Here is a 21,162-nt window from a genome sequence, read left to right on the forward strand (position 1 = left end):
AACTGAAAATACAGTTTGGGCAAGCTTATCTCTAGACCCAAGCCCACCTGTCGCGTTAAGGACGCGCCAAGGCGTTCGCTACGTGATCATTAAAGGCTCTCACCTTCGCAGAATGCTTACGCGCGGCGGGACTGATTAAATGAATTGGAATAGGATTGACTAACCAATCCTGCATCAATTGAATCACCTCTCCGCTCACGAGCAAATCGGCAATCAGCCAGTCGGGTAGGTAGCCGATACCAAGCCCATCACGCAAACATGAGCGCAACACTTCAGAGTTATTGGTCTGCAACGGCCCACTCACTCGCACACTGACAGATGAACCGTCGGCGGTGTTGAACTCCCATTGATTACGCATACGCAATTCGGTGTAGACCAAACAGGGGTGTTGCAAGAGGTCTTCCGGGATGCGTGGCGGATGGACGCCTGCTGGTAACTGTTCCAAATAACGCTTCCCTACTACTAGCATGCGTTGCGACGTAGCGACGCGACGGGCGACCAATGAACTATCGCTTAATGTGCCAATGCGAACAGCAACGTCAATGCCCTGCTCGATCAAATCCACAAAGCCATCATCGAGCTTCAAATCGACAATCACGTCTGGATGACTGCGCATAAACGAACGCACATGAGGCAGCAACACCCGCAAGCCAAAACCGACCGACGTCGCGACCCGCAATGGACCTGACAGCGCACGTTCGCCCTCGCGTAAATGGGATTCGGCTTCAGAAATTTCCGCTACCAACCGACGGGCTTCCTCGAAATAACGCAAGCCATCATCAGTGGTCGTGACAGCACGCGTCGTTCGCACAAGGAGACGCACGCCCAAATACCTCTCTAACGCCGCGACTTGCTTGCTGACCGCACTTTGCGTACTGGACTGCTCCCGAGCGACGGCCGAAAAACTCCCCGTTTCCACAACGCGAACAAATGTTTGCATCGCCATTAATCGATCCATACCATCCCTTATTCATTCCATCTAGGAATGAATGATAGTCTGTTTTTTGATCTAGTGCCCTATTTGGATGAGGTACATACTTCACTTCAGCAACAACGCACAGAAGTAAATCATCGAATTCACTCATTGACTCAAAAGGATCATCATGAAAACTATTCAAGTACCTACGTACGAAGCTTCTACTGACGCAAATAAAGCCTTAATGGACAATCTCAAAAGCGCCCTGACCTTTGTACCTAATTTGTATGCCACATTCACCTATTCAGAGACAGCCTTAGGCACCTACCTGGCGCTCCAAAATGCGAAAAGTTCGTTATCCTCAAAAGCACGTGAGGTGGTCAATCTGGTCGTCAGCGAAGTCAACGCCTGCCAATACTGTCTTGCAGCGCATACCATGGTCGGAAAAATGGTCGGATTCACCGATCAGCAGATTCTTGAAATCCGCAGTGGAACAGCCCACTTTGACACTCGCCTCGATGCGCTGGCACAGTTGGTACACAACGTCGCTGTTACAAGGGGGCATACTGACAAACAACTCCTTCAGGCATTTTTTGATGCTGGATGGAACGAAGGTAACTTGGTTGATATCATGATGGCCATCGGCGACAAAATCATTAGCAATTACCTGCACAGTACAACGGAAATCCCTGTCGATTTCCCTCCTGCACCAGCGCTTTGATCTCTTTAACGATCATTTAACGATCATTTAAACGATCATTTCCTCTGACAAAACCCAGACTGGGAACCACCCAGCCTGGTTTTTTTACCACATGCAACAACGAAACGTCCACATCGGACTTTTTTGACCTAAACTTAGCTACAGAGAAAGAATACCTTTAGTCAAATTACTCAAGGTTATGCATCTGTAATCAAGCTTACGCAACGGTGCTTGCTACTTTGCAGAAAGCGGCCATCGTTTATCAAGTCCACACCACCACAAAGGAGTTGCACCATGTTACGTCGAGATTTCATCCACTCCGCCGTTGCCTCTGGCTTATTGCTGTCGTCAGGACTCTCCCTGGCGCAGAAAAATACGACCACTTTTACGCTGGACGGTACAGATGTGTACGGAAAAAAGCTCAATTTGCATGATTTTTCAGGCATGACGGTCCTTGTCAGCTTTTTTACATTCGACTGCCCTTTATGTAGCGACGACTTAAAGCTGATGCGCGAGTTTTATGTGCGTAACAGTAAAAACAAATTCATGCTGCTCGGTGTTAACCTCGATACCAACAAAAAAGATCTCGACGATTACAATGAGCTAACGACCCACGCTTATCCAAAGGATCAGCGTTTCCCGACCGTTTGGCGCAATGCCCCAGGACACAAAGACAATTTTGGCGTGATCGCGACGCAACCAACCCATTTTGTCCTTGACCATAATGCACAATTAAAATTTAAGCGCGAAGGTAAATTTCAGGCAAATGATTGGGATAATCTCTGGTTATCGCTCTAAACACCCTTCACCATTAAATTTAAGACACACAACGATGTTGATTCAATCCGACTTTCGCACACCGCACCTGACTACAAAGCTACCAGACGTAGGTACCACCATCTTCACCGTGATGTCCATGCTCGCTGCCGAGCATGGCGCCATCAATTTAGGGCAAGGTTTTCCTGATTTTGATTGCGACCCACGCCTGATTGAAGGCGTGACCAAAGCGATGACCCAAGGATTGAATCAATATCCGCCGATGCCAGGCATTGCCGTGCTGCGAGAAGCCATCGCGGCAAAAATCGCGGCACTGTATCAGCATACCTATGATCCAGCGACTGAAATCACCGTGACGGCTGGTGCAACGCAGGCAATCCTAACGGCGATGCTGGCGGTGGTGCATCCTGGTGACGAAGTAATTGTGTTAGACCCTTGCTATGATAGTTATGTCCCGAATATTCAATTAGCAGGCGGGATACCTGTTCGGGTACCATTGACACCAGGCAGTTTCAGGCCTGATTTTGATCTAATCGCTACTGCGATCAACAGCAAGACGCGTGCGATCGTCATCAATTCACCACACAATCCCAGTGGCACAGTCTGGACACGCGATGAGATGCGTAAGCTAGAAGAGATCGTGAGCAACACCGATATCTTGATTATTTCTGATGAAGTCTACGAGCATACCGTGTTTGATGGCGCGCCCCACCTCAGCGTCGCGTCATTCCCCAATTTAGCCGCTCGGTCGTTTGTCATCTCCAGTTTTGGCAAAACCTACCACGTCACAGGCTGGAAAACTGGCTACGTTGCAGCGCCGGCCGATCTGATGGCGGAATTTAGGAAAGTACATCAATTTAACGTCTTTACCGTCAATACGCCTGCACAACATGGCATCGCCGCGTATATGGCCGATCCAGCACCTTATCTCGACTTACCTGGGTTTTATCAGAAAAAACGCGACTTATTTCGCCAAGGGTTAGCAAAAACCAAATTGAAATTGTTACCTTGTGAAGGGACGTATTTTCAATGTGTCGATTTTTCAGAGGTCAGTGATCTGAGTGAGCAGGATTTCTGTCGGTGGCTAACGACCGAGCTTGGCGTTGCAGCGATCCCGCTATCTGCGTTCTATGGCAGCGGCTTTGATCAAAAAGTCATTCGCTTTTGCTTCGCAAAAAAAGACGCCACGCTCCTTGCCGCATTGGAAAGGTTAACAAGCTTATAGCCAACGCTTCTTTGCTCGAATCACGTCGAGCAAAGAATTCCACCGCAAAAAACAAAAAAGGCTTACATTTCTGTAAGCCTTTTTCAAGAATTGGTTGCGGGGGCAGGATTTGAACCTACGACCTTCGGGTTATGAGCCCGACGAGCTGCCAGACTGCTCCACCCCGCGTCTGAAGAATGAAACTATACACGATTTTACCGCAGCGCGCAATGACCCCGCCACTTTAAACTGAGTTTCGCACCAGCCACTGCAGATGTTACACTGCGAGCATCACATCAATTTATCTCTATTTTGCTATGAAATTCTGTTCTGAATGCGCCGCACCCGTTGAGCTCAAAATACCTGCTGATGATACGCGGGAGCGATTTGTTTGCAGCCAGTGTGGCACCATTCATTATCAGAACCCCAAAATGGTCGTGGGCTCTATTCCAGTATGGGAGCAAAATGGCGAACTCAAGGTGTTGCTGTGCAAAAGAGCCATTGAACCACGGCTTGGCTTTTGGACCTTGCCAGCGGGTTTCATGGAAAACAACGAAACCAGCGCACACGCCGCTCAACGCGAAACAATCGAAGAGGCAGGCGCCAATATTGCGCTGCACGAGCTGTTTGCCATCATTAACGTGCCTCACGTCCATCAGGTTCATTTGTTTTACCGCGCCACCCTCCTCGATCTGAATTATGCAGCAGGCACTGAAAGCCTCGATGTGCAGTTATTTTCTGAAGAAGAGATTCCCTGGGACGACATAGCCTTCCCAACGGTGACGCATACGCTGCGCTTTTTCTTTAGCGATATCAAAAAAGTGAAAGCCGGTGGACAGTTTTCAGTGCACGAGGATGATATCTTTAAGCCAATGCGGAGTAGCACTTGATACCTTGGTTGGAAAAAAACACACCATTTCCTGATGTCAACACCGCACTGACAGAACAACAAGGTGCAGCCGGACTGTTGGCTGCAGGAGCAGACCTTTCTCCCGAACGCCTACTTGAGGCTTATCGCCGGGGTATTTTTCCGTGGTTTTCAGAGGGACAACCGATTCTGTGGTGGTCGACAGACCCGCGAATGGTGCTTAAGACGGATGATTTCACGGTCTCCGATAGCCTCCGTAAAACCTTGAAAAAAATTCAAAACAACCCTGATTGGGAAGTACGGTTCGATAGTGCCTTTGAGCAAGTCATGCGCGCTTGCGCAGCACCACGGAAAGACGGTGCGGGTACTTGGATTTCAGACGACATCATCGCAGGCTACTGTGCTTTGCATGCGCAGGGTTATGCCCACTCATCAGAGGTGTGGTTTCAAGGTCAACTCGTCGGTGGTGCTTACGGCGTTAGCATTGGGCAAATGTTCTATGGAGAATCAATGTTTGCCCGCGTCACCGACGCATCAAAAGTTGCATTAAGTCATCTCGTTTTTTTCTTGCGCCAGCACGGTGTGAAAATGATAGACTGCCAACAAGAGACACGCCATTTGGCATCTTTGGGAGCAAAACCGATTCCTCGGTCGACGTTTTTGGAGTGGATTAGTAGTGCAACGTCCATGCCACAAATTACTGACTGGCAACCGCTTTCAGTGATACCAGCGATGTCAAAAAGTAGCGCATCAGTCAAGTAAGAACAAGAAGAGAGAAACGTGACGCAACTTAACGATCTGCCTTTAGCGAGCATTCAGTTTTATGCGACGGCACCTTATCCTTGTAGCTATCTAGAAGGGCTGCAGGCACGGTCACAAGTGGCCACCCCTGCGCACCTGATCAATGCGGATACTTACTCTGAGCTCGTCAAGAATGGTTTTCGCCGAAGCGGTATTTTCATCTACCGGCCCCATTGCGATAATTGCAGAGCGTGCACCCCAGTCAGAGTGCGGGTCGATGAGTTTGTTGCCAATCGCAGCCAACGCCGCGCAGAAAAAAAACACGACAACTTACACGCTATCGTCACAAGCCTTAGCTATTCACATGAGCACTATGAGCTCTATCAGCAATACCAACATCACCGCCACGCCGGCGGTGGGATGGATAACGACAGCCACGATCAATACGCCCAATTTTTGCTACAAAGCCGTGTCAATACGCGATTAGTTGAATTTAGAGATGAAACAGGCAGATTAAAAATGGTAAGCCTGATTGACATCCTCACCGATGGTCTCTCTTCGGTCTACACCTTTTTTGATCCTAGCGATGCGAACGCGTCGTATGGCACTTACAATGTGATCTGGCAAATCAGACAGGCAAAAGAGATCGGATTACCGTATGTCTATCTCGGATACTGGATCGCAGCCAGCCCTAAAATGGCCTATAAAATTAACTTCAAACCACTCGATGCATTAATGCATGGACATTGGCAGCCTCTCTAGGGGCAAATGTGAAAAAAATAAAAACCACGTAACAAACGCATTGAGCAACATGAACAAAAAAACAGATGACAACAGACAACCTAGACTGACAGCAGGATAAAGTAGCATTCATTTTTCTTTGGTCACTGTCCTCACTCAAGCGCACTTTTATACCTATTCTTCTACGTACATCCGACGATTACTCCTATGCCTGAAAAACTCTTCTATACCTTGGCGCGCTCGATCCTGTTTTCGATGGAGCCTGAAAAAGCCCATCACTTCACCCTCCCTGCCTTACAACGCATCAGCAAGTCCGGACTGGGTGGCTTATTTAGCAAACCAGTCAACGACCCACGTACAGTGATGGGCGTGCAATTCCCGAACCCCGTAGGACTGGCAGCAGGTCTGGATAAAGACGGTGCCTATATCGACGGGCTAGCGTCCCTTGGTTTTGGATCAATTGAAATTGGCACCGTGACACCACGTGCGCAACCAGGCAATCCACTGCCGCGCATGTTCCGCTTGCCTAAGGCAGAAGCCATCATCAATCGCATGGGATTCAATAACGGCGGTGTCGATGCCTTTGTGCGCAACGTACAATCGTCCCGCTTCTATCAAGAGAAGCAAGGCGTGCTGGGTTTAAATATTGGGAAAAATGCCGATACGCCCATCGAACGTGCCGCAGAGGATTACCTACATTGCTTGGAAAAAGTCTATCCTTACGCCAGCTATGTCACCGTCAACATCTCATCACCAAACACAAAGAATCTCCGCCAATTGCAAGGCGCGGACGAGCTCGACAACTTGCTCGCACAGTTAAAAACCGCACAACAAAAACTGGCAGATCAACACAAACGCTATGTGCCCGTCGCTTTGAAGATTGCTCCCGATATCGATGCGGAACAAATTAAAACGATCGCAGAAGCCCTATTGCGCCACTGTATCGACGGTGTTATCGCCACCAATACCACCATCACACGCGATGCCGTGAAAGGCCTGCCACATGCAGAAGAAGCAGGCGGCTTGTCAGGCAAACCGGTATTTGAATTATCGAACCGCGTTATCCGTGCGCTGAAGGCAGAGTTAGGCAATGAACTGCCGATCATCGGTGTCGGTGGTATTTTCTCTGGCGAGGATGCGGCGACAAAAATACGCGAGGGTGCGTCTCTGGTTCAATTGTATTCAGGATTAATTTATCAAGGTCCCGCACTCGTGAAAGAATGCGCCAATGCCTTACGTAACGTTCGCTAGTGAAAGAACTATGTCTATGCAAACCACATTGCTCGGTAATAGCCACATTCAGGTCAGTAAAATTTGTCTCGGCACCATGACGTTCGGAGAACAAAATAGTGAATCCGAGGCGCATGCGCAGTTGGACTACGCCTTAGAACGTGGCATTAATTTTATCGACACAGCAGAAATGTACCCCGTCATGCCGCGCGCCGAAACGCAAGGTAAAACAGAGCAGTACATTGGCACATGGCTCAAGAAAAACAGCGCCAAGCGCGATCACATTATTCTGGCGACCAAGGTAGCTGGCCCTTCACGTGGCATGCATTGGATTCGTGGTGGTGAGAACGATCTAAACGCTGCCAATATTCGCGCTGCTGTCGACAGCAGCTTGCAACGACTGCAAACAGACTATATCGATCTTTACCAATTGCATTGGCCGAGCCGTAACGCGCCGATTTTTGGGCAAAAACAATTCGACCCAACACTTGAGCGACCACACACCCCGATCGCCGAAACCATTAGCGTTTTATCGGACTTGATCAAAGAAGGAAAAATTCGCTCCTACGGCGTATCGAATGAAAGTGCATGGGGCGTAGGTGAATTTGTACGCCAAGCAGAAAAACTCAACGCTCCGCGTCTCGTTTCTATCCAAAATGCCTGTAATTTAGTGAATCGCGCCTTTGAACAAGGGCTTGATGAAAGCTGCTACCGCGAAAACGTCAGTTTGCTCGCGTATAGCCCCCTGGCATTTGGTCAGTTGACAGGAAAATACGTTGATGATGCGAAGGCACATGGTCGCCTCACTATTTTCCCACCGACCTGGAGTCCTCGTTATACACGCGCCAGCGTGCTCGAAGCCAGCCGTCAATACGCCCAATTGGCGCGGGCGAATGGTCTCACTCCATCGCAGTTAGCGTTGGCATGGTGCTATTCACGTTGGTATATCGGCAGCACCATCATTGGCGCGACGACCTTGACGCAATTAAAAGAAAACATTGACGCCTTTGATGTCACGCTCAGCCCCGAAATCATCGCTGGTATTGAAAGCATACATGCAACATTGAACAATCCAGGTCAATAACGCGTACCGTAGAAAATCAAAGCCCCCGCACTCAATCAACAGTACGGGGGCTTTTTAGTTTCTATGCAGAGATGGCTGTTATAACGTCGCGGTTGCCAATTTCGCACCGAAACCAATAAACATGACACCTACCCCGCCAGATAAACCAGCCGATAAACGGCGGCGGCGACGAAATGCCTCGGCTAGCTTTGCACCGATCAAAATAATAGCGGTGAGGTAAGTAAAACTACAAATCTGGCATACCAGTCCCAAAAAACTATAAGACAAGACCGGTGTATGGAATTCAGGATCAACGAACTGAATAAAAAACGAAATAAAAAATAGAATCGCTTTGGGATTCATCAGGCTAATCATCAGCGCGCGGGTAAATGGCTTACTCATTGAGTTAGTCAGATCCACTTTGCCTTCCGCTGCCGCTTCCGGGGAAGCTGCCTGGCGCATACCACGCCGACTACTCAACAGCATTTGTAAGCCAATCCATCCCAAGTAAGCAGCACCGATATATTTGACGGCATAGAATAAGGAAGGACTCCCCTTCAAGAGCGTTGCCATACCGCCGGCAGAGAGCACCATCAGAATAAAGTCACCCAAGAAAATGCCGCAAGCCCCTCGGTATGCAGGGCGGATGCCTCGTTGGGCCGCAACACTTAACACATACATTGAGTTGGGGCCTGGTAGCAAGACGATAAAAATCGTCCCAATAAAGAAAGTCCAAAAATCGGAGACGCCAAACGTGGCGTGAATGAGAGCGTTCATGAGAAATACCGATGGGAGAAAAGCGCAGGGCTGTCATCATAACAGGGTAACGCCCCCTGCGCCATCATTGGTACACTCCTCCGCTCCTGTGACCTATTTGTTGTGCTCACGAACAGGAATCTGGACATTACACAAATCAACATGGCCTGCGGGACGTTTATACCAGTCTCCGCCACGATTTCGTTGCGCTTCCACAATCGCTTTAAACAGCGGTGTATCTGTGCGAATCACATCGAGATGCGTACGCTCTGCTTCAGGCACGTCCGCTGCAAGTCGTATTGATTTCATCGGGACGTTTTGTTCTGGCTTCTCATAAAATCCCAATGCACCTGTACCACGCGGCAACGTGCTCAGTAAAGGCATGCCCGCTAACACACGCCCTACCACGGTAATATTGCGATCCAACTGCCGAGGCGCGTTGCCGATGACCACATACAATGACGTACCATCCCCTGTGTTGACTGCACTGTCCCGTGACACACCAACCGCCCCGTAGCAATGCGCTAGCCAGGTGGTGTTTGTCTTAGGATCACGACCAGCGGCAAAGCCGTTACTAAAACCGACTTGCGGCGCATAGCCGTCAGTATCAAAGAGCCGATTAAACGTCATCCCTTTAGGTACGCTCACGGTAAACTCTGGATCCAAGTTCTTCTTTGCCGTCTTCAATTCACGTTTTTCATCGGGATCAGCCCACTGCACAACGTAGTTATCTTGCGAGCGCACAATAGCAAGCCCATCAAAATAGCCCTCACGAACAAGCTTACGAATATTCTCAACATGGTTTGGGGCAAAGAGCGGCGCTAACTCAATCACCACCCGTCCCTTTTCTAACTCAAGATAGAGCGTGTTTTCTGGGTCGGGCTGACGCCAATCGCTCGGCTGCGCCGTTTTAACGAGATCGGCCGTGCTCGGTTTTGCCTTCAGTGGGTTTTCTGGCACTACTATTGCAGCCTGTGCCGCGATCGACATGGCCAAAAGACTCGTTGCCAACCCTGTTGAGGCATAACGGCAAAGGAATTGACTACGCGACACGGTCTGATCAGGAACTTGGTGTTGCAACGGCATGGCTCACTCCTATTAAGAATAAAAAGGAAACGATAGCAATAAAGATGACGACAAAAATAACAAAAATAACAAAAATAACAAAAATAACAAAAATAACAAAAATAACAAAAATAACAAAAATAATAAAAATAATAAAAACGACAATAGCAACCACGATAACAGATCGCAATCACCCTTCGAGATAACACAGCAAAAAAAATGGTACCGCAGGGGTACCATTACGAACAACGTCATCAGTGTGCAACAACAAGCTTAGGCGTGAACCAGTCGCAGGTGTCCAGCACGGGATGCCGCTGTCGATTGAAGACGAACTTGCAGAGAATTTTGTAATGACGCAAAGGATCCACCAGTGCGATAACCAAAGCTCACTTCAATGACATCCCCGACTTTCACCTCGAAAGGCTCCGCCACAGGCAAAGACATGTAAGGAATCAACCAATCAATCGTCGCCGACGTCTCCAGCAACACCGCCAGAATATTCTTCGTGACGAAACGTAAAGCACTCAACGTCCCCGCGGTCTCGATGGTAAATGTACCGGCCCATTGAATCTGCAGACCGTTCGGCTGAGTAAAATCAATCACGCTATAGAGCGCAGGTGCTGCCAGTTCGCGGGTATCGGCAGAAAAAGTACCAGGGTCAGTAAATTGAATAATCGGTGCTTGATAGCCTGAGAAATCGTAAGTGTGCTGCAAAGGTTGTACAGCCATCACCACCGCCTCAGGAATAAAAATCGGCAATGGGCCGCCAAATTTTTCGATGTAGCGTTGCTTGAAATTCTCAATCACTTCGACCTGCTTTTCGCGGATCATGGCGACATGGATCATTTCACAAATGACGACATCGACTGGCTCGGGCGGAAGATACTCAAACGCATCGGCATGGATGACTTCCACTCTGTCACCATGGGCATTTTTCGCAAGCAAACGGCGCGCCTCGGTGACCATGTCTGGATTGAACTCCACGCAATAGACCTTTTCTGCTTTTTGCGCCGCAAACCACGATAACACGCCTGTGCCGCCGCCAAGCTCTAGCACTTTCGCACCTTCAAACACCTGACGTTCAATCGCTGCCTTAAAATTATCCATGCGATTGGCATCCATCAACATATTGTGATGGTATTGCAATGGAATAAATTGCCCCAGGTAGCAGCTCTCTGCTTCGCGCTCAATCAACATTGTGGTTCCTTTTCAATCAGTATTTTCACGTGACTGACTCATGATCAGACCATTGTCCGACGCAAAAGCAGATCGTCAACTCAGAGCAAACAACATCGCATGTTGGGATTACTCTCAGTCCTTGATTATCCAGATATCAACAAGAAACAAACGCCAGAGATGACGTGTAATTGACACGCAATTCATCCATTAGACGGCAATATGACAAGAAAAAGGTGCGTCGGCAGGCAATACATCTGTTGTTAGTGCTGATCAAACCCAACGAACTTCAACTGATCGTATTAACGCGTCTTAACAACAGGAACCAAAATAATGACGGGCGGTGTCGGCTCTTTTGCCGATGCGAGTTTTTCGCATTGCGGGTCTTTGTAGGGGCCGGTGGTCTTTTCCCAAAATTCGCCCGGAGAGGTTTGAGCACAGAGCTGGGCATCGGACGTCTTACTCTTCCAGACAAAATAACCCGCAGGGGCAGCGTCACTCACTGGAGAGACAGCGAACAAGCAGGCAACGATCCCTGCCAACAAAAAGGAAGGTTTGACTTCTGCTCGCTTACGCGAAAAATAGCCCATCTTCATCGCCCTTCTCCTTTCTTTTGACATGTCACGATGCCACCTTATAAGTACCAAATTAGTACCAAATTGATACCGAATTGATACCGAATTAGTAACGCGCTGATACGTCATCATACCCCGACTAAGCAGGATTGGCGCTCTACCATCCTGCTTAGCGAAGTTTACATCGACGCGACCTGCTGTTGACGATAGCGGGCAAGCTCATCGATCGTTAAGATGACGAGATCATGTGCCAATGCATACGCCTGCACCTGCAAGCCTTGCGTCATGCTGCCATCCGGGTTCATCAATTCACAAAGCACTGCGGCGGGTGAAAGTCCTGCCATCGTCGCCAAATCAACAGACCCTTCGGTGTGTCCGCGCCGCTCTAAGACACCACCAGCAACCGCACGTAGCGGAAACACATGGCCAGGTCTAGCCAAATGCTCCGGCTTCGCATCGGGGGCGATGGCAGTCATGATCGTTGTCACACGATCTGCTGCGGAAACACCCGTTGTGACGCCCTGCTTTGCCTCAATAGAAATGGTGAACGCCGTCCCGTAACGGCTTTCATTGTTACTGACCATCGGGGGTAATGCGAGCTGGGATAATTTTTCTTCCGGCAAGCACAAACAGACAATGCCGCTTCCATCACGGATCATCCTTGCCATCGACTCGACACTGATTTTCTCGGCTGCAACGATGAGATCTGCTTCATTTTCACGATCAAAATCATCCATTAACAAAACAGGACGACCTTCACGCAAATCAGCCAAGGCTTGTTGCAGACGTTGCTCAAAAGGGGCAAGACTAAAGGTTTCTGCCTGCTCAGCATGAGCAGAAGAATTGACATTGGAAACGGTTGCAGTACCAACCGTATTACTTGGGTTTTTACTCTCTAACATAATGAAACGCTCCGCAAAATAAAAAGTGCAAAAGACGTTCCAGGGATAAATCAAAAACGCATAGCCATACGACAGCGCTCATGGCGCAAACCATGATCACTGCACTAAGGCGCATCTTCTCTCATCCGGACTATGACCGTCGGCCCTGGAATCACACCAGATCTGCTGACCCCGCCAAAAAAACTTACGCTATTTCTGACGGGCGCTCGCGGGCTTGTCTGAAAACTCAGATTTACCGCCGGTGGGGAATTACACCCCGCCCTGAAGACGTACTACCTACCGCATTAGCGGCTTGCTAATTATACGACCATTTTTTCAAACACGTCGGCGCAGGGAAAAAACCGAAGAGATGCATTTTCAACAAAAAAATCACTACCGAACAGGGATAAAGCCGCCGATCATCGCCTAAAGAACGTCTTATCCCCTTCGCCGACTATGCATATATCAAAAGCGCATATAAGCAAATGAATACTAAGTAGTTTGCAATAGAATCGACTTTCATTACGATTCACCCTAATTTAGACGGGGTGATATGACTTTAACTTATATATTTTCGGGATTTGCAGTAGGTACGCTGGTCGGATTGACCGGCGTAGGCGGCGGCTCGTTGATGACGCCGTTGTTGACCCTCTTGTTTGGCGTTGCGCCTACCGTCGCCGTCGGTACTGACCTCGCTTTTGCGTCCATTACCAAAGCGACTGGCACCTTTACACACCGTCTACGCGGCACCGTTGACTGGCAAGTTGTTCGCCTACTTTGCTACGGCGCTTTACCAGCAGCTGTTCTCGCGACCCTCGCACTCAAACATTTTGGTAGCCTGAACAAAGAAATTGGCCAACTTATTCGCTATTCAATCGCTGCATCGGTCTTTTTGACTGTGATCGCGCTGCTGTTCAAAAGCAAAATGTTGAACTGGTTGAATAATCATCCTGAAAAACAATTGCAAGGCCGTCAATTGCAAGCTGCCACCGTGATTTCAGGCGCACTGCTCGGTACACTGGTCACTATTTCCTCTATTGGCGCAGGGGCAATCGGCGCCACGCTGTTAGTGATGTTATATCCTAGAATGTCTGCAGCGCACATTGCCGGTACCGATATCGCTTATGCAGTACCATTAACGGCGATTGCTGCCTTTGGCCATTGGTGGCTGGGATCGATTGACTGGTCGTTGCTGATCGCTTTATTGATTGGATCCCTGCCAGGCATCACGATTGGTTCCTTAGCAGCACGCGCAGTCCCTGAGAAATTGTTACGGGGTATTCTAGCGACCACATTGACACTGGTTGCTACCAAATTGATTTTCTGACGATAACCCGTCTGCAACGAAGAAACCATGATGTTGATACCGCTCGATGGATTGTTTTTGTGACGTAACGTCAACGACACGCTTTCTTAGCGAGCACGAATTAGCATACCGAAACATACCGAAAAATACCGAAGCTACCTACGTTATTTATTAAGCGCACTTGAAGCGCATTGTGAGGACAAAAAGATGTACCGTTATGACCACCACGATCATCAGATCATCAAAGAACGTATCGCACAATTTCGTGATCAGGTGCGCCGTCGTCTTGCCAATGAACTAACCGAAGAAGAATTTTTACCATTACGTTTGCAAAATGGTTTGTACTTCCAACGTCACGCTTATATGTTGCGGGTGGCTGTCCCTTACGGCATGTTGTCCTCAGAGCAGATGCGCGTGTTTGCGCTAATCGCGCGCAAGTATGATCGTGGTTATGGTCACTTCACGACCCGCCAAAATATCCAATATAACTGGATCAATCTGGAAGATGCACCGGATATTCTTGAGCATTTGTCCAAAGTCGAAATGCACGCCATTCAAACGTCGGGTAACTGCATGCGCAATATTACCTCCGACGAATTTGCTGGCGTTGCCGCAGATGAAGTGATCGATCCACGTGCTTACGCTGAGATTCTGCGCCAATGGACCACATTCCATCCAGAATTCGCCTACCTGCCACGCAAATTTAAAATTGCGATCAATGGTTCCAAAGAAGACCGTGCTGCGATTGCGGTACACGATATTGGCTTGACCGTTGTGCATAACGAAGCAGGCGAAGTGGGCTTTAGAGTGATGGTTGGCGGCGGTATGGGCCGTACACCGATTCTGGGTAGCGTTATCCGCGAGTTTTTGCCATGGCAGCACGTGATGACCTATTTAGAAGCCATTCTGCGTATCTATAACCAATACGGTCGTCGCGATAACAAATACAAAGCACGCATCAAAATTCTCGTCAAAGCGATTGGTGCTGACGTCTTCGCCAAACAAGTCGAAGAAGAATGGGCAGACATTAAAGATGGCCCAGCAACACTGACAGAAGCGGAATTAAAACGCGTTGCGAGCTTTTTCAGCACACCAGACTATGAGAACTTGCCTGCGCAAGATGCTACGTTTGAGCAACAGAAAGAGCAAAACAAAGCGTTTGCCAACTGGGTCAAGCGCAACGTCAAACCGCATAAAGTGGCGGGCTACAATGCCGTCGTTTTATCACTGAAAAAACCGGGCGTTCCTCCCGGAGATGCGACTGCAGAACAGATGGACTTCATCGCTGATCTCGCAGACAAATATAGCTTCGACGAATTGCGTGTCACGCACGAACAGAACTTGGTGTTAGCAGATGTTAAACAGAGCGACTTGTTCGCCGTGTGGCAAGATGCAAAATCCCATGGTTTAGCAACACCCAATATTGGCCTGTTGACCGATATGATTTGCTGCCCTGGCGGTGACTTCTGTGCATTGGCCAACGCCAAATCGATTCCTATCGCGCTCGACATCACAGACCGTTTTAACGATCTGGATTACCTGCATGACATCGGTGATATCGAATTGAATATGTCTGGTTGTATCAATGCCTGCGGTCATCATCACGTTGGCAATATCGGCATCCTTGGTGTGGATAAAGATGGCAGTGAGTGGTACCAAGTGTCAATTGGTGGCGCACAAGGAAATCAAGCTGCGATCGGTAAGATTATCGGCCCTTCCTTCTCTGCGGGTCAGATGCCAGAAGTGATCGAACGTATCATTCAGGTTTATCTGCGCGAACGATTAGAAAATGAGCGTTTTATCGATACGACACAACGCCTTGGCATTACACCATTTAAAGAATTTGTGTACGCCACACCGATCAAAACGACTGAGCATCACGGCGAGGACGCAGGTTCCGTTGTGTCTTACTAACGTCGTCGCAACCGATACGAGAGCAGAGAACATATCATGACAGACATTATCAAAGATAAAGCCATCGTTAGCGATGATTGGACCGTTTTGCGGTTGACCGAAGAACAAACACCTGACGCAGTTGAAGTACCTGCAGGGAAGACGATTGTTCCGCTGCAAGTATGGTTATTGCAAAGAGAAACACTGGTCAAACGTGACGATATCAGCGTCTGGTTTAACAGTGACGAACAAGCGAAAGACTTGAAAGACGACATCGCCCGTTTTAGTTTGCTGGCAGTGAATTTCCCGAAATTTTCTGATGGTCGGGGCTACTCTATTGCGTTTAACCTGCGTTCACGCTTTGGTTTTACTGGCGAGTTACGTGCGATTGGTGACGTGTTGCGAGACCAACTGTTTTACATGCAACGCGTAGGCTTCAATGCCTTTGCCGTGAGAGCCGATAAAAACATCCATGATGCCATTAAAGGTTTGACTGATTTTTCAGAAAAATACCAAACATCATGGGATGAAAAAAATCCTTTATTCCGTCGTGCTGAACGCACAGGGGCTGGCGTATGAGCAACCAGCAACCGGGCTTTGACGAGCGCCTAGCAACCACGCAATCCATCTTAGAAAAGATTGCGCAAGAGTTTAGTCCCGCCGTCTTTGCATCTAGCCTCGCGGCAGAGGATATGGTCTTAACGGATCTGATCTTACGCAACCAATTATCGATTGGAATTTTCTCGCTTGAAACTGGTCGCCTGCATGCAGAGACGCTGGGCATGATTGACAAAATTAAGTCGGTCTACGGTGCAGACATTACGCTCTATAAGCCAGCGCAAGCGGCAGTCGATCAGTACGTTACGCAGCATGGTTTAAACGCGTTCTATGACAGCGTTGAAATGCGTAAAGAGTGCTGCCGGATTCGCAAGGTAGAACCACTCAACCGCGCACTGGCTGGTAAGAAAGCATGGGTGACTGGTCAGCGCCGTAGCCAAGCCGCTACCCGCACCGAACTTGCGGTGCAAGAAGATGACGTCGCACACGGTATGCAAAAGTTTAATCCGCTTGCAGACTGGTCCGAAGAGGATGTATGGCACTACATCCGTAGTAACAACGTGCCGTACAACCCACTGCACGACAAGTCGTATCCATCGATCGGCTGCGAACCGTGCACACGCGCGATCCAGCCTGGTGAAGATGTCCGTGCAGGTCGTTGGTGGTGGGAAAATCCAGAGTCCAAAGAATGCGGTTTGCACGTGGTCGATGGCAAGTTGGTGCGGATCAACAAGGCATAAAGAAGCAATCCATAAGCAATACATAAGCAAGCAGCATTGAACGTCTTATCAAAAGTACGCTGATTACATTGAGAAGTGATTATGAATACAGTCGCAGAAAAAAATTTTATTGATGCAGCGAGCAATCGCCATCTGGATTGGCTAGAGTCAGAAGCCATCCACATCATGCGCGAAGTTGCAGCAGAGTGCGGCAATCCGGCCTTGTTGTTCTCGGGTGGTAAAGACTCTATCGTCTTGCTGCGGTTGGCGGAAAAAGCATTCCGTCCGGGTAAATTTCCTTTCCCGTTAGTACACATCGACACCGGTCATAACTTCCCAGAAGTGATTGCTTTCCGCGACAAGCGCGTGGCAGAACTCGGTGAGCGTTTGATCGTGGGCTCCGTTGAAGAATCAATTCGTCGCGGCACAGTGCGTCTCCGTAACCCTGCGACAGACTCACGTAACGCAGCGCAGGCAGTGACGCTGCTCGAAACCATCGCAGAACATCAATTCGACGCATGTATCGGCGGCGCTCGTCGCGATGAAGAAAAAGCCCGTGCGAAAGAACGTATCTTTTCTTTCCGTGATGAATTCGGTCAATGGAATCCAAAAGCACAGCGTCCTGAATTATGGGATCTGTACAACACCCGTGTACACCCTGGTGAAAACATGCGCGTGTTCCCTATCTCTAATTGGACAGAACTCGACGTTTGGCAATACATCGCCCGTGAAAAACTGGAATTGCCGCAAATTTATTTCGCGCATGAGCGTCAAGTCATTCCACGTAACGGCCTGTTGGTACCATTGACAGACCTGACACCACCACGCGAAGGCGAAACTGTTGAGACACAAATCGTTCGTTTCCGGACAGTAGGCGATATTTCTTGCACCTGCCCCGTGTCATCTGACGCCGCCACGGTCGAAGCCATTATCGCTGAAACAGCCATTACACAAATTACAGAACGCGGTGCTACCCGCATGGATGATCAGACCTCTGAAGCATCGATGGAAAAACGTAAAAAAGAAGGATATTTCTAATGAATGCCATTGAAGAACAAGTCAGCGCCAGCCTGTCCAAAGAGCGCGGCTTACTGCGTTTCATTACTGCTGGTTCTGTCGATGATGGAAAAAGTACCCTGATCGGTCGCCTTTTGTTTGACAGCAAAGGCATTTTCGCTGATCAGCTCGATGCGATTTCCCGCGCAAAACATAAGCGCACTGTCGGCGATACGATCGATTTATCGTTGCTGACTGATGGCCTGGAAGCAGAGCGCGAGCAAGGGATTACGATTGACGTTGCATACCGCTATTTCGCTACACCAAAACGCAAATTCATCATTGCCGATACACCAGGTCACGAACAATACACACGTAACATGGTCACTGGCGCCTCTACCGCGGATGCCGTCGTTATTCTGGTCGACGTATCCAAAGTGAAGCTCAACGATGACGGTAGCGTGGATCTGCTAGTACAAACCAAACGCCACTCCACCATTGCGCATTTACTTAAAATTGAGCACGTGATTGTTGCAGTCAACAAAATGGACTTGGTCAATTATGATCAGACCGTTTACGACCGTATCGTCGCTGAATACAAAAAATTCGCCGACCAACTTGGCTTAACAACTGTCCACGCTGTGCCTTTATCTGCACTGGCTGGTGACAACGTCGTGACCGCCACAGACAAGATGCCTTGGTACCAAGGACCCACGCTGATTGACTTGCTCGAATCTCTGAGCGTTTATGATGCGTGCCACGATGAGCCATTCCGCTTCCCGGTACAATTAGTCGCTCGTCATAACGGCCATGAAGCCAATGACTTCCGTGGTTATATGGGACGTATTGAAGCTGGCAAAGTCAGTAAAGGCGATCAACTGGTCGTGCAACCAAGCGGCCAAGTCGCCACTGTCAAAGATATTCTGACATTAGACGGCTCCTTAGAGACCGCTGTAGTAGGTCAATCCGTCACGCTGCTGTTGAATGAGTACCTCGATATTTCTCGTGGCGACATGCTTGCCGGTGCGGATCGTCCAGCAACGCAATTAAAGACGGTCAAAGCCGATCTTTGCTGGTTATCCGAAGATGCGCTGGACGTTCGCCGCAAATACTGGCTCAAACACACCACCAAGCAAGTAGCGGCACGTGTTGCTGCTGTTGATACTCTCCTTGACATCAACACGCAGGAACGTCGTCCAGCAACAAGCCTGAAATTAAACGACATTGCTACGGTTACACTGAACGTGCAACAGGCTTTAGCGGCCGATGCGTATGATAAACTGCGGTCAACAGGTGCCTTCATTCTGATCGATGAAGTCACGCACCAAACCGTTGCAGCAGGCATGATACGTATCGAGGAGTAACCCCCATGACAGCGCCTTTCGGCAAAGTTTATCTGATCGGCGCAGGACCTGGTGCTGCGGACTTAATTACCGTCCGCGGTGCCCGGCTGTTATCACAAGCGGACGTTGTGCTATACGACGCCCTCGTCACACCTGACATGCTGGCGCTCTGCCCTCAGGCAGTCAAAATCTCCGTCGGCAAGCGAAGCGGTCAACGCTCCGCTGCGCAAGAACATATCAATGAACAACTGATCGCCTGTGCACGACAGTACGCCGTCGTTGTGCGCCTTAAAGGTGGTGATCCGATGTTATTTGGTCGCGCCGACGAAGAACTCAATGCACTAGAATCTGTTGGCATTGCGTATGACATCGTGCCGGGCATCACGACGGCACTGGCTGCCGCAGCGAGTGTCAAGCAACCACTCACAAAACGTGGCATCGCCCGTAGCGTCGCTTTATTTACGTCCAGCACAGCCCCCGGAGAGACCGCAGACACCCGTATTCCTGAATGCGACACACTCGTACAATACATGGGTGGGCGCGAAGCGATGTTGACTGCGCAAAGAATGCTGGCAGCAGGTTTTTCACCTACATTACCAGTGATCGTGATTGAAAACTGTAGTCGTGAGGATGAACGCAGCGTGTCGCTGAGTCTACAACAATTATCACAGGGCCTCCCGATGAGCACTGGCCCCGTACTGGTCATGATGGGTGAAGCAATGCGCCCCCGTCAACGCAAAGAGATGCACCAATAACGGCACTCACTTCAATAGCAGTACGTTATGCGCTAAGGCAACCGTACATCGTATTTACGGGCCATATCCTGTAACGAATTTGATGCCCTCAGTTGATCAAATAACTCATCATACCGAGTACGAAGAGCATCACAGGTAGTTTTGCAATACGCCATAAATCCATCCTGACGATCGATAAACGGCTGCAAAATCAACACCTTGCCGGAAAGCCCCATTTTATTCAGCAACGCTTCAGAGTTACGCAAATTGGTTGCCAGATAATCGATCCGTTTCGCCACTAACATATTCAACCCATTCTCTAATGAGTTAGCGATCTCTGGCTTCAATGCTGCTCTAGCAGCTTCGAATTTTGGCCCATAGACCCAGCCATTAATCACTGCCACCCTGTTACTGGTGAGAGACAGGTAGTTTCCATCCCAACTGAGCACAGGGAGCTCACGTCGAATATAAAACGCCATCACATCTTGGTAAAAGGGCTTTTGCGCGAATGAAAAACGGGTTTCCCGCTCAGGCGTCTTGTAGGGGCCAATCAAGATCTGCGCCTGACCGTTCTCGACCATCGTTTGTGCTCGCCGCCAAGGGAAGATATCGAAAGTCACGGTATCGCCATTTTGCTTAGCGATTGCACGAATAATATCAACACCAAGACCCACAAAATCCCCGTCAGCGTTGCGCTCAAAAATACGGGCAAATTCCGTCCCCACGGCATACACTTGTGCCGCATGGACGGGTAAGGAGAAGAGCGCAAACAGGCAAAAAAAGAATCGAAATATCGACATTATTTCCCTAAAAGGACGCTTCAAATTGGTGCAATCAATAATAAGACAATAGACTGAAAATACAAAATATCAACAGATTTTTATGTGAAGATGTCACTCAGTCGAACAAATCAGCAAGGC

Annotated in this window: 22 protein-coding genes, 1 tRNA gene and 1 riboswitch; of the genes, 15 read left to right on the top strand and 8 right to left on the bottom strand. The window is 49.0% G+C overall.

Annotation, left to right across the window (positions count from 1 at the left end; genetic code table 11):
- Positions 1–55 precede the first annotated feature (55 nt).
- Positions 56–958, bottom strand: coding sequence for a LysR family transcriptional regulator (locus ACO0K2_RS18230; RefSeq protein ID WP_423021487.1), 903 nt, complete (start codon positions 956–958; stop codon positions 56–58).
- 145 nt (positions 959–1,103) lie between these two features.
- Here ACO0K2_RS18230 and ACO0K2_RS18235 point away from each other — a divergent pair, with 145 nt between their 5' ends.
- The 3 genes from ACO0K2_RS18235 to ACO0K2_RS18245 all read left to right on the top strand — a co-directional run bounded on the left by ACO0K2_RS18235 (position 1,104) and on the right by ACO0K2_RS18245 (position 3,618).
- Complete coding sequence (locus ACO0K2_RS18235; RefSeq protein WP_423021489.1) at positions 1,104–1,637, top strand: carboxymuconolactone decarboxylase family protein; 534 nt, start codon at positions 1,104–1,106, stop codon at positions 1,635–1,637.
- A 273-nt stretch (positions 1,638–1,910) separates the two neighbouring features.
- A complete protein-coding gene (locus tag ACO0K2_RS18240) occupies positions 1,911–2,414 on the top strand; it encodes a peroxiredoxin family protein (protein WP_423021490.1) in 504 nt (167 codons plus the stop codon).
- Positions 2,415–2,448: 34 nt separating this feature from the next.
- Positions 2,449–3,618 (top strand): pyridoxal phosphate-dependent aminotransferase, encoded by a 1,170-nt coding sequence (locus ACO0K2_RS18245; protein WP_423021491.1) that lies wholly within the window; start codon positions 2,449–2,451, stop codon positions 3,616–3,618.
- A 91-nt stretch (positions 3,619–3,709) separates the two neighbouring features.
- Here the strand turns inward: ACO0K2_RS18245 and ACO0K2_RS18250 are convergent.
- Positions 3,710–3,786: transfer RNA gene (locus ACO0K2_RS18250), tRNA-Met, on the bottom strand.
- A gap of 128 nt (positions 3,787–3,914) precedes the next feature.
- On the opposite strand from ACO0K2_RS18250, the gene ACO0K2_RS18255 reads away from it, so the two are divergent.
- The 5 genes from ACO0K2_RS18255 to ACO0K2_RS18275 all read left to right on the top strand — a co-directional run bounded on the left by ACO0K2_RS18255 (position 3,915) and on the right by ACO0K2_RS18275 (position 8,261).
- Positions 3,915–4,487 (top strand): NUDIX hydrolase, encoded by a 573-nt coding sequence (locus ACO0K2_RS18255; protein WP_423021492.1) that lies wholly within the window; start codon positions 3,915–3,917, stop codon positions 4,485–4,487.
- Complete coding sequence (aat, locus tag ACO0K2_RS18260; protein ID WP_423021493.1) at positions 4,484–5,227, top strand: leucyl/phenylalanyl-tRNA--protein transferase; 744 nt, start codon at positions 4,484–4,486, stop codon at positions 5,225–5,227. The genes ACO0K2_RS18255 and aat overlap by 4 nt, the downstream gene beginning before the upstream one ends.
- An 18-nt stretch (positions 5,228–5,245) precedes the next feature.
- Complete coding sequence (locus ACO0K2_RS18265; RefSeq protein ID WP_423021494.1) at positions 5,246–5,968, top strand: arginyltransferase; 723 nt, start codon at positions 5,246–5,248, stop codon at positions 5,966–5,968.
- A gap of 186 nt (positions 5,969–6,154) precedes the next feature.
- Complete coding sequence (locus tag ACO0K2_RS18270) at positions 6,155–7,198, top strand: quinone-dependent dihydroorotate dehydrogenase (RefSeq protein WP_423021495.1); 1,044 nt, start codon at positions 6,155–6,157, stop codon at positions 7,196–7,198.
- A 16-nt stretch (positions 7,199–7,214) separates the two neighbouring features.
- Positions 7,215–8,261: an aldo/keto reductase gene (locus tag ACO0K2_RS18275; protein ID WP_423021517.1), complete on the top strand. Its 1,047-nt coding sequence runs from the start codon at positions 7,215–7,217 to the stop codon at positions 8,259–8,261.
- Positions 8,262–8,339: 78 nt separating this feature from the next.
- Here ACO0K2_RS18275 and leuE read toward each other — a convergent pair whose 3' ends face one another.
- The 5 genes from leuE to ribB all read right to left on the bottom strand — a co-directional run bounded on the left by leuE (position 8,340) and on the right by ribB (position 12,714).
- Positions 8,340–9,017, bottom strand: coding sequence for a leucine efflux protein LeuE (gene leuE, locus ACO0K2_RS18280; protein WP_423021496.1), 678 nt, complete (start codon positions 9,015–9,017; stop codon positions 8,340–8,342).
- A 93-nt stretch (positions 9,018–9,110) separates the two neighbouring features.
- A complete protein-coding gene (locus ACO0K2_RS18285) occupies positions 9,111–10,082 on the bottom strand; it encodes a peptidylprolyl isomerase (RefSeq protein ID WP_423021497.1) in 972 nt (323 codons plus the stop codon).
- A gap of 252 nt (positions 10,083–10,334) precedes the next feature.
- The gene (locus ACO0K2_RS18290) at positions 10,335–11,258 is read right to left on the bottom strand and encodes a methyltransferase domain-containing protein (protein ID WP_423021498.1); all 924 of its coding nucleotides are present in this window, start codon (positions 11,256–11,258) and stop codon (positions 10,335–10,337) included.
- Positions 11,259–11,539: 281 nt separating this feature from the next.
- Complete coding sequence (locus ACO0K2_RS18295; protein ID WP_423021499.1) at positions 11,540–11,833, bottom strand: hypothetical protein; 294 nt, start codon at positions 11,831–11,833, stop codon at positions 11,540–11,542.
- A 158-nt stretch (positions 11,834–11,991) separates the two neighbouring features.
- Positions 11,992–12,714, bottom strand: a complete 723-nt coding sequence (ribB, locus tag ACO0K2_RS18300; RefSeq protein ID WP_423021500.1) for a 3,4-dihydroxy-2-butanone-4-phosphate synthase — start codon at positions 12,712–12,714, stop codon at positions 11,992–11,994.
- Positions 12,715–12,823: 109 nt separating this feature from the next.
- A riboswitch (FMN riboswitch) is annotated at positions 12,824–12,987 on the bottom strand.
- Between the two features lie 259 nt (positions 12,988–13,246).
- On the opposite strand from ribB, the gene ACO0K2_RS18305 reads away from it, so the two are divergent.
- The 7 genes from ACO0K2_RS18305 (at position 13,247) to cobA (ending at position 20,263) form a co-directional block, all read left to right on the top strand.
- A complete protein-coding gene (locus ACO0K2_RS18305; protein WP_423021501.1) occupies positions 13,247–14,020 on the top strand; it encodes a sulfite exporter TauE/SafE family protein in 774 nt (257 codons plus the stop codon).
- A 186-nt stretch (positions 14,021–14,206) separates the two neighbouring features.
- Positions 14,207–15,913: a nitrite/sulfite reductase gene (locus ACO0K2_RS18310; RefSeq protein WP_423021502.1), complete on the top strand. Its 1,707-nt coding sequence runs from the start codon at positions 14,207–14,209 to the stop codon at positions 15,911–15,913.
- A gap of 36 nt (positions 15,914–15,949) precedes the next feature.
- Complete coding sequence (locus tag ACO0K2_RS18315; protein ID WP_423021503.1) at positions 15,950–16,471, top strand: DUF934 domain-containing protein; 522 nt, start codon at positions 15,950–15,952, stop codon at positions 16,469–16,471.
- Positions 16,468–17,190, top strand: a complete 723-nt coding sequence (locus ACO0K2_RS18320) for a phosphoadenylyl-sulfate reductase (protein WP_423021504.1) — start codon at positions 16,468–16,470, stop codon at positions 17,188–17,190. The genes ACO0K2_RS18315 and ACO0K2_RS18320 overlap by 4 nt, the downstream gene beginning before the upstream one ends.
- Before the next feature lie 81 nt (positions 17,191–17,271).
- Complete coding sequence (cysD, locus tag ACO0K2_RS18325) at positions 17,272–18,207, top strand: sulfate adenylyltransferase subunit CysD (RefSeq protein ID WP_423021505.1); 936 nt, start codon at positions 17,272–17,274, stop codon at positions 18,205–18,207.
- The gene (locus ACO0K2_RS18330; RefSeq protein ID WP_423021506.1) at positions 18,207–19,529 is read left to right on the top strand and encodes a sulfate adenylyltransferase subunit 1; all 1,323 of its coding nucleotides are present in this window, start codon (positions 18,207–18,209) and stop codon (positions 19,527–19,529) included. Before cysD ends, ACO0K2_RS18330 begins: the two co-directional genes overlap by 1 nt.
- A gap of 5 nt (positions 19,530–19,534) precedes the next feature.
- On the top strand, positions 19,535–20,263 hold the full coding sequence (gene cobA, locus ACO0K2_RS18335; protein ID WP_423021507.1) for a uroporphyrinogen-III C-methyltransferase: 729 nt from the start codon (positions 19,535–19,537) through the stop codon (positions 20,261–20,263).
- Positions 20,264–20,295: 32 nt separating this feature from the next.
- Here the strand turns inward: cobA and ACO0K2_RS18340 are convergent, their stop codons facing one another.
- On the bottom strand, positions 20,296–21,042 hold the full coding sequence (locus ACO0K2_RS18340; protein ID WP_423021508.1) for a substrate-binding periplasmic protein: 747 nt from the start codon (positions 21,040–21,042) through the stop codon (positions 20,296–20,298).
- Between the last annotated feature and the right edge of the window lie 120 nt (positions 21,043–21,162).

Origin of the sequence: Undibacterium sp. MH2W (assembly GCF_049340215.1) — a bacterium.
In the GTDB taxonomy this organism is placed as follows: domain Bacteria; phylum Pseudomonadota; class Gammaproteobacteria; order Burkholderiales; family Burkholderiaceae_D; genus Undibacterium.

Coding starts and splice junctions, on each gene's coding strand:
- ACO0K2_RS18230 (WP_423021487.1), bottom strand. CDS start 958: ATGGATCGATTAATGGCGATGCAAACATTTGTTCGCGTTGTGGAAACG.
- ACO0K2_RS18235 (WP_423021489.1), top strand. CDS start 1,104: ATGAAAACTATTCAAGTACCTACGTACGAAGCTTCTACTGACGCAAAT.
- ACO0K2_RS18240 (WP_423021490.1), top strand. CDS start 1,911: ATGTTACGTCGAGATTTCATCCACTCCGCCGTTGCCTCTGGCTTATTG.
- ACO0K2_RS18245 (WP_423021491.1), top strand. CDS start 2,449: ATGTTGATTCAATCCGACTTTCGCACACCGCACCTGACTACAAAGCTA.
- ACO0K2_RS18255 (WP_423021492.1), top strand. CDS start 3,915: ATGAAATTCTGTTCTGAATGCGCCGCACCCGTTGAGCTCAAAATACCT.
- ACO0K2_RS18270 (WP_423021495.1), top strand. CDS start 6,155: ATGCCTGAAAAACTCTTCTATACCTTGGCGCGCTCGATCCTGTTTTCG.
- ACO0K2_RS18275 (WP_423021517.1), top strand. CDS start 7,215: ATGCAAACCACATTGCTCGGTAATAGCCACATTCAGGTCAGTAAAATT.
- leuE (WP_423021496.1), bottom strand. CDS start 9,017: ATGAACGCTCTCATTCACGCCACGTTTGGCGTCTCCGATTTTTGGACT.
- ACO0K2_RS18285 (WP_423021497.1), bottom strand. CDS start 10,082: ATGCCGTTGCAACACCAAGTTCCTGATCAGACCGTGTCGCGTAGTCAA.
- ACO0K2_RS18290 (WP_423021498.1), bottom strand. CDS start 11,258: ATGTTGATTGAGCGCGAAGCAGAGAGCTGCTACCTGGGGCAATTTATT.
- ACO0K2_RS18295 (WP_423021499.1), bottom strand. CDS start 11,833: ATGAAGATGGGCTATTTTTCGCGTAAGCGAGCAGAAGTCAAACCTTCC.
- ribB (WP_423021500.1), bottom strand. CDS start 12,714: ATGTTAGAGAGTAAAAACCCAAGTAATACGGTTGGTACTGCAACCGTT.
- ACO0K2_RS18305 (WP_423021501.1), top strand. CDS start 13,247: ATGACTTTAACTTATATATTTTCGGGATTTGCAGTAGGTACGCTGGTC.
- ACO0K2_RS18310 (WP_423021502.1), top strand. CDS start 14,207: ATGTACCGTTATGACCACCACGATCATCAGATCATCAAAGAACGTATC.
- ACO0K2_RS18315 (WP_423021503.1), top strand. CDS start 15,950: ATGACAGACATTATCAAAGATAAAGCCATCGTTAGCGATGATTGGACC.
- ACO0K2_RS18320 (WP_423021504.1), top strand. CDS start 16,468: ATGAGCAACCAGCAACCGGGCTTTGACGAGCGCCTAGCAACCACGCAA.
- cysD (WP_423021505.1), top strand. CDS start 17,272: ATGAATACAGTCGCAGAAAAAAATTTTATTGATGCAGCGAGCAATCGC.
- ACO0K2_RS18330 (WP_423021506.1), top strand. CDS start 18,207: ATGAATGCCATTGAAGAACAAGTCAGCGCCAGCCTGTCCAAAGAGCGC.
- cobA (WP_423021507.1), top strand. CDS start 19,535: ATGACAGCGCCTTTCGGCAAAGTTTATCTGATCGGCGCAGGACCTGGT.
- ACO0K2_RS18340 (WP_423021508.1), bottom strand. CDS start 21,042: ATGTCGATATTTCGATTCTTTTTTTGCCTGTTTGCGCTCTTCTCCTTA.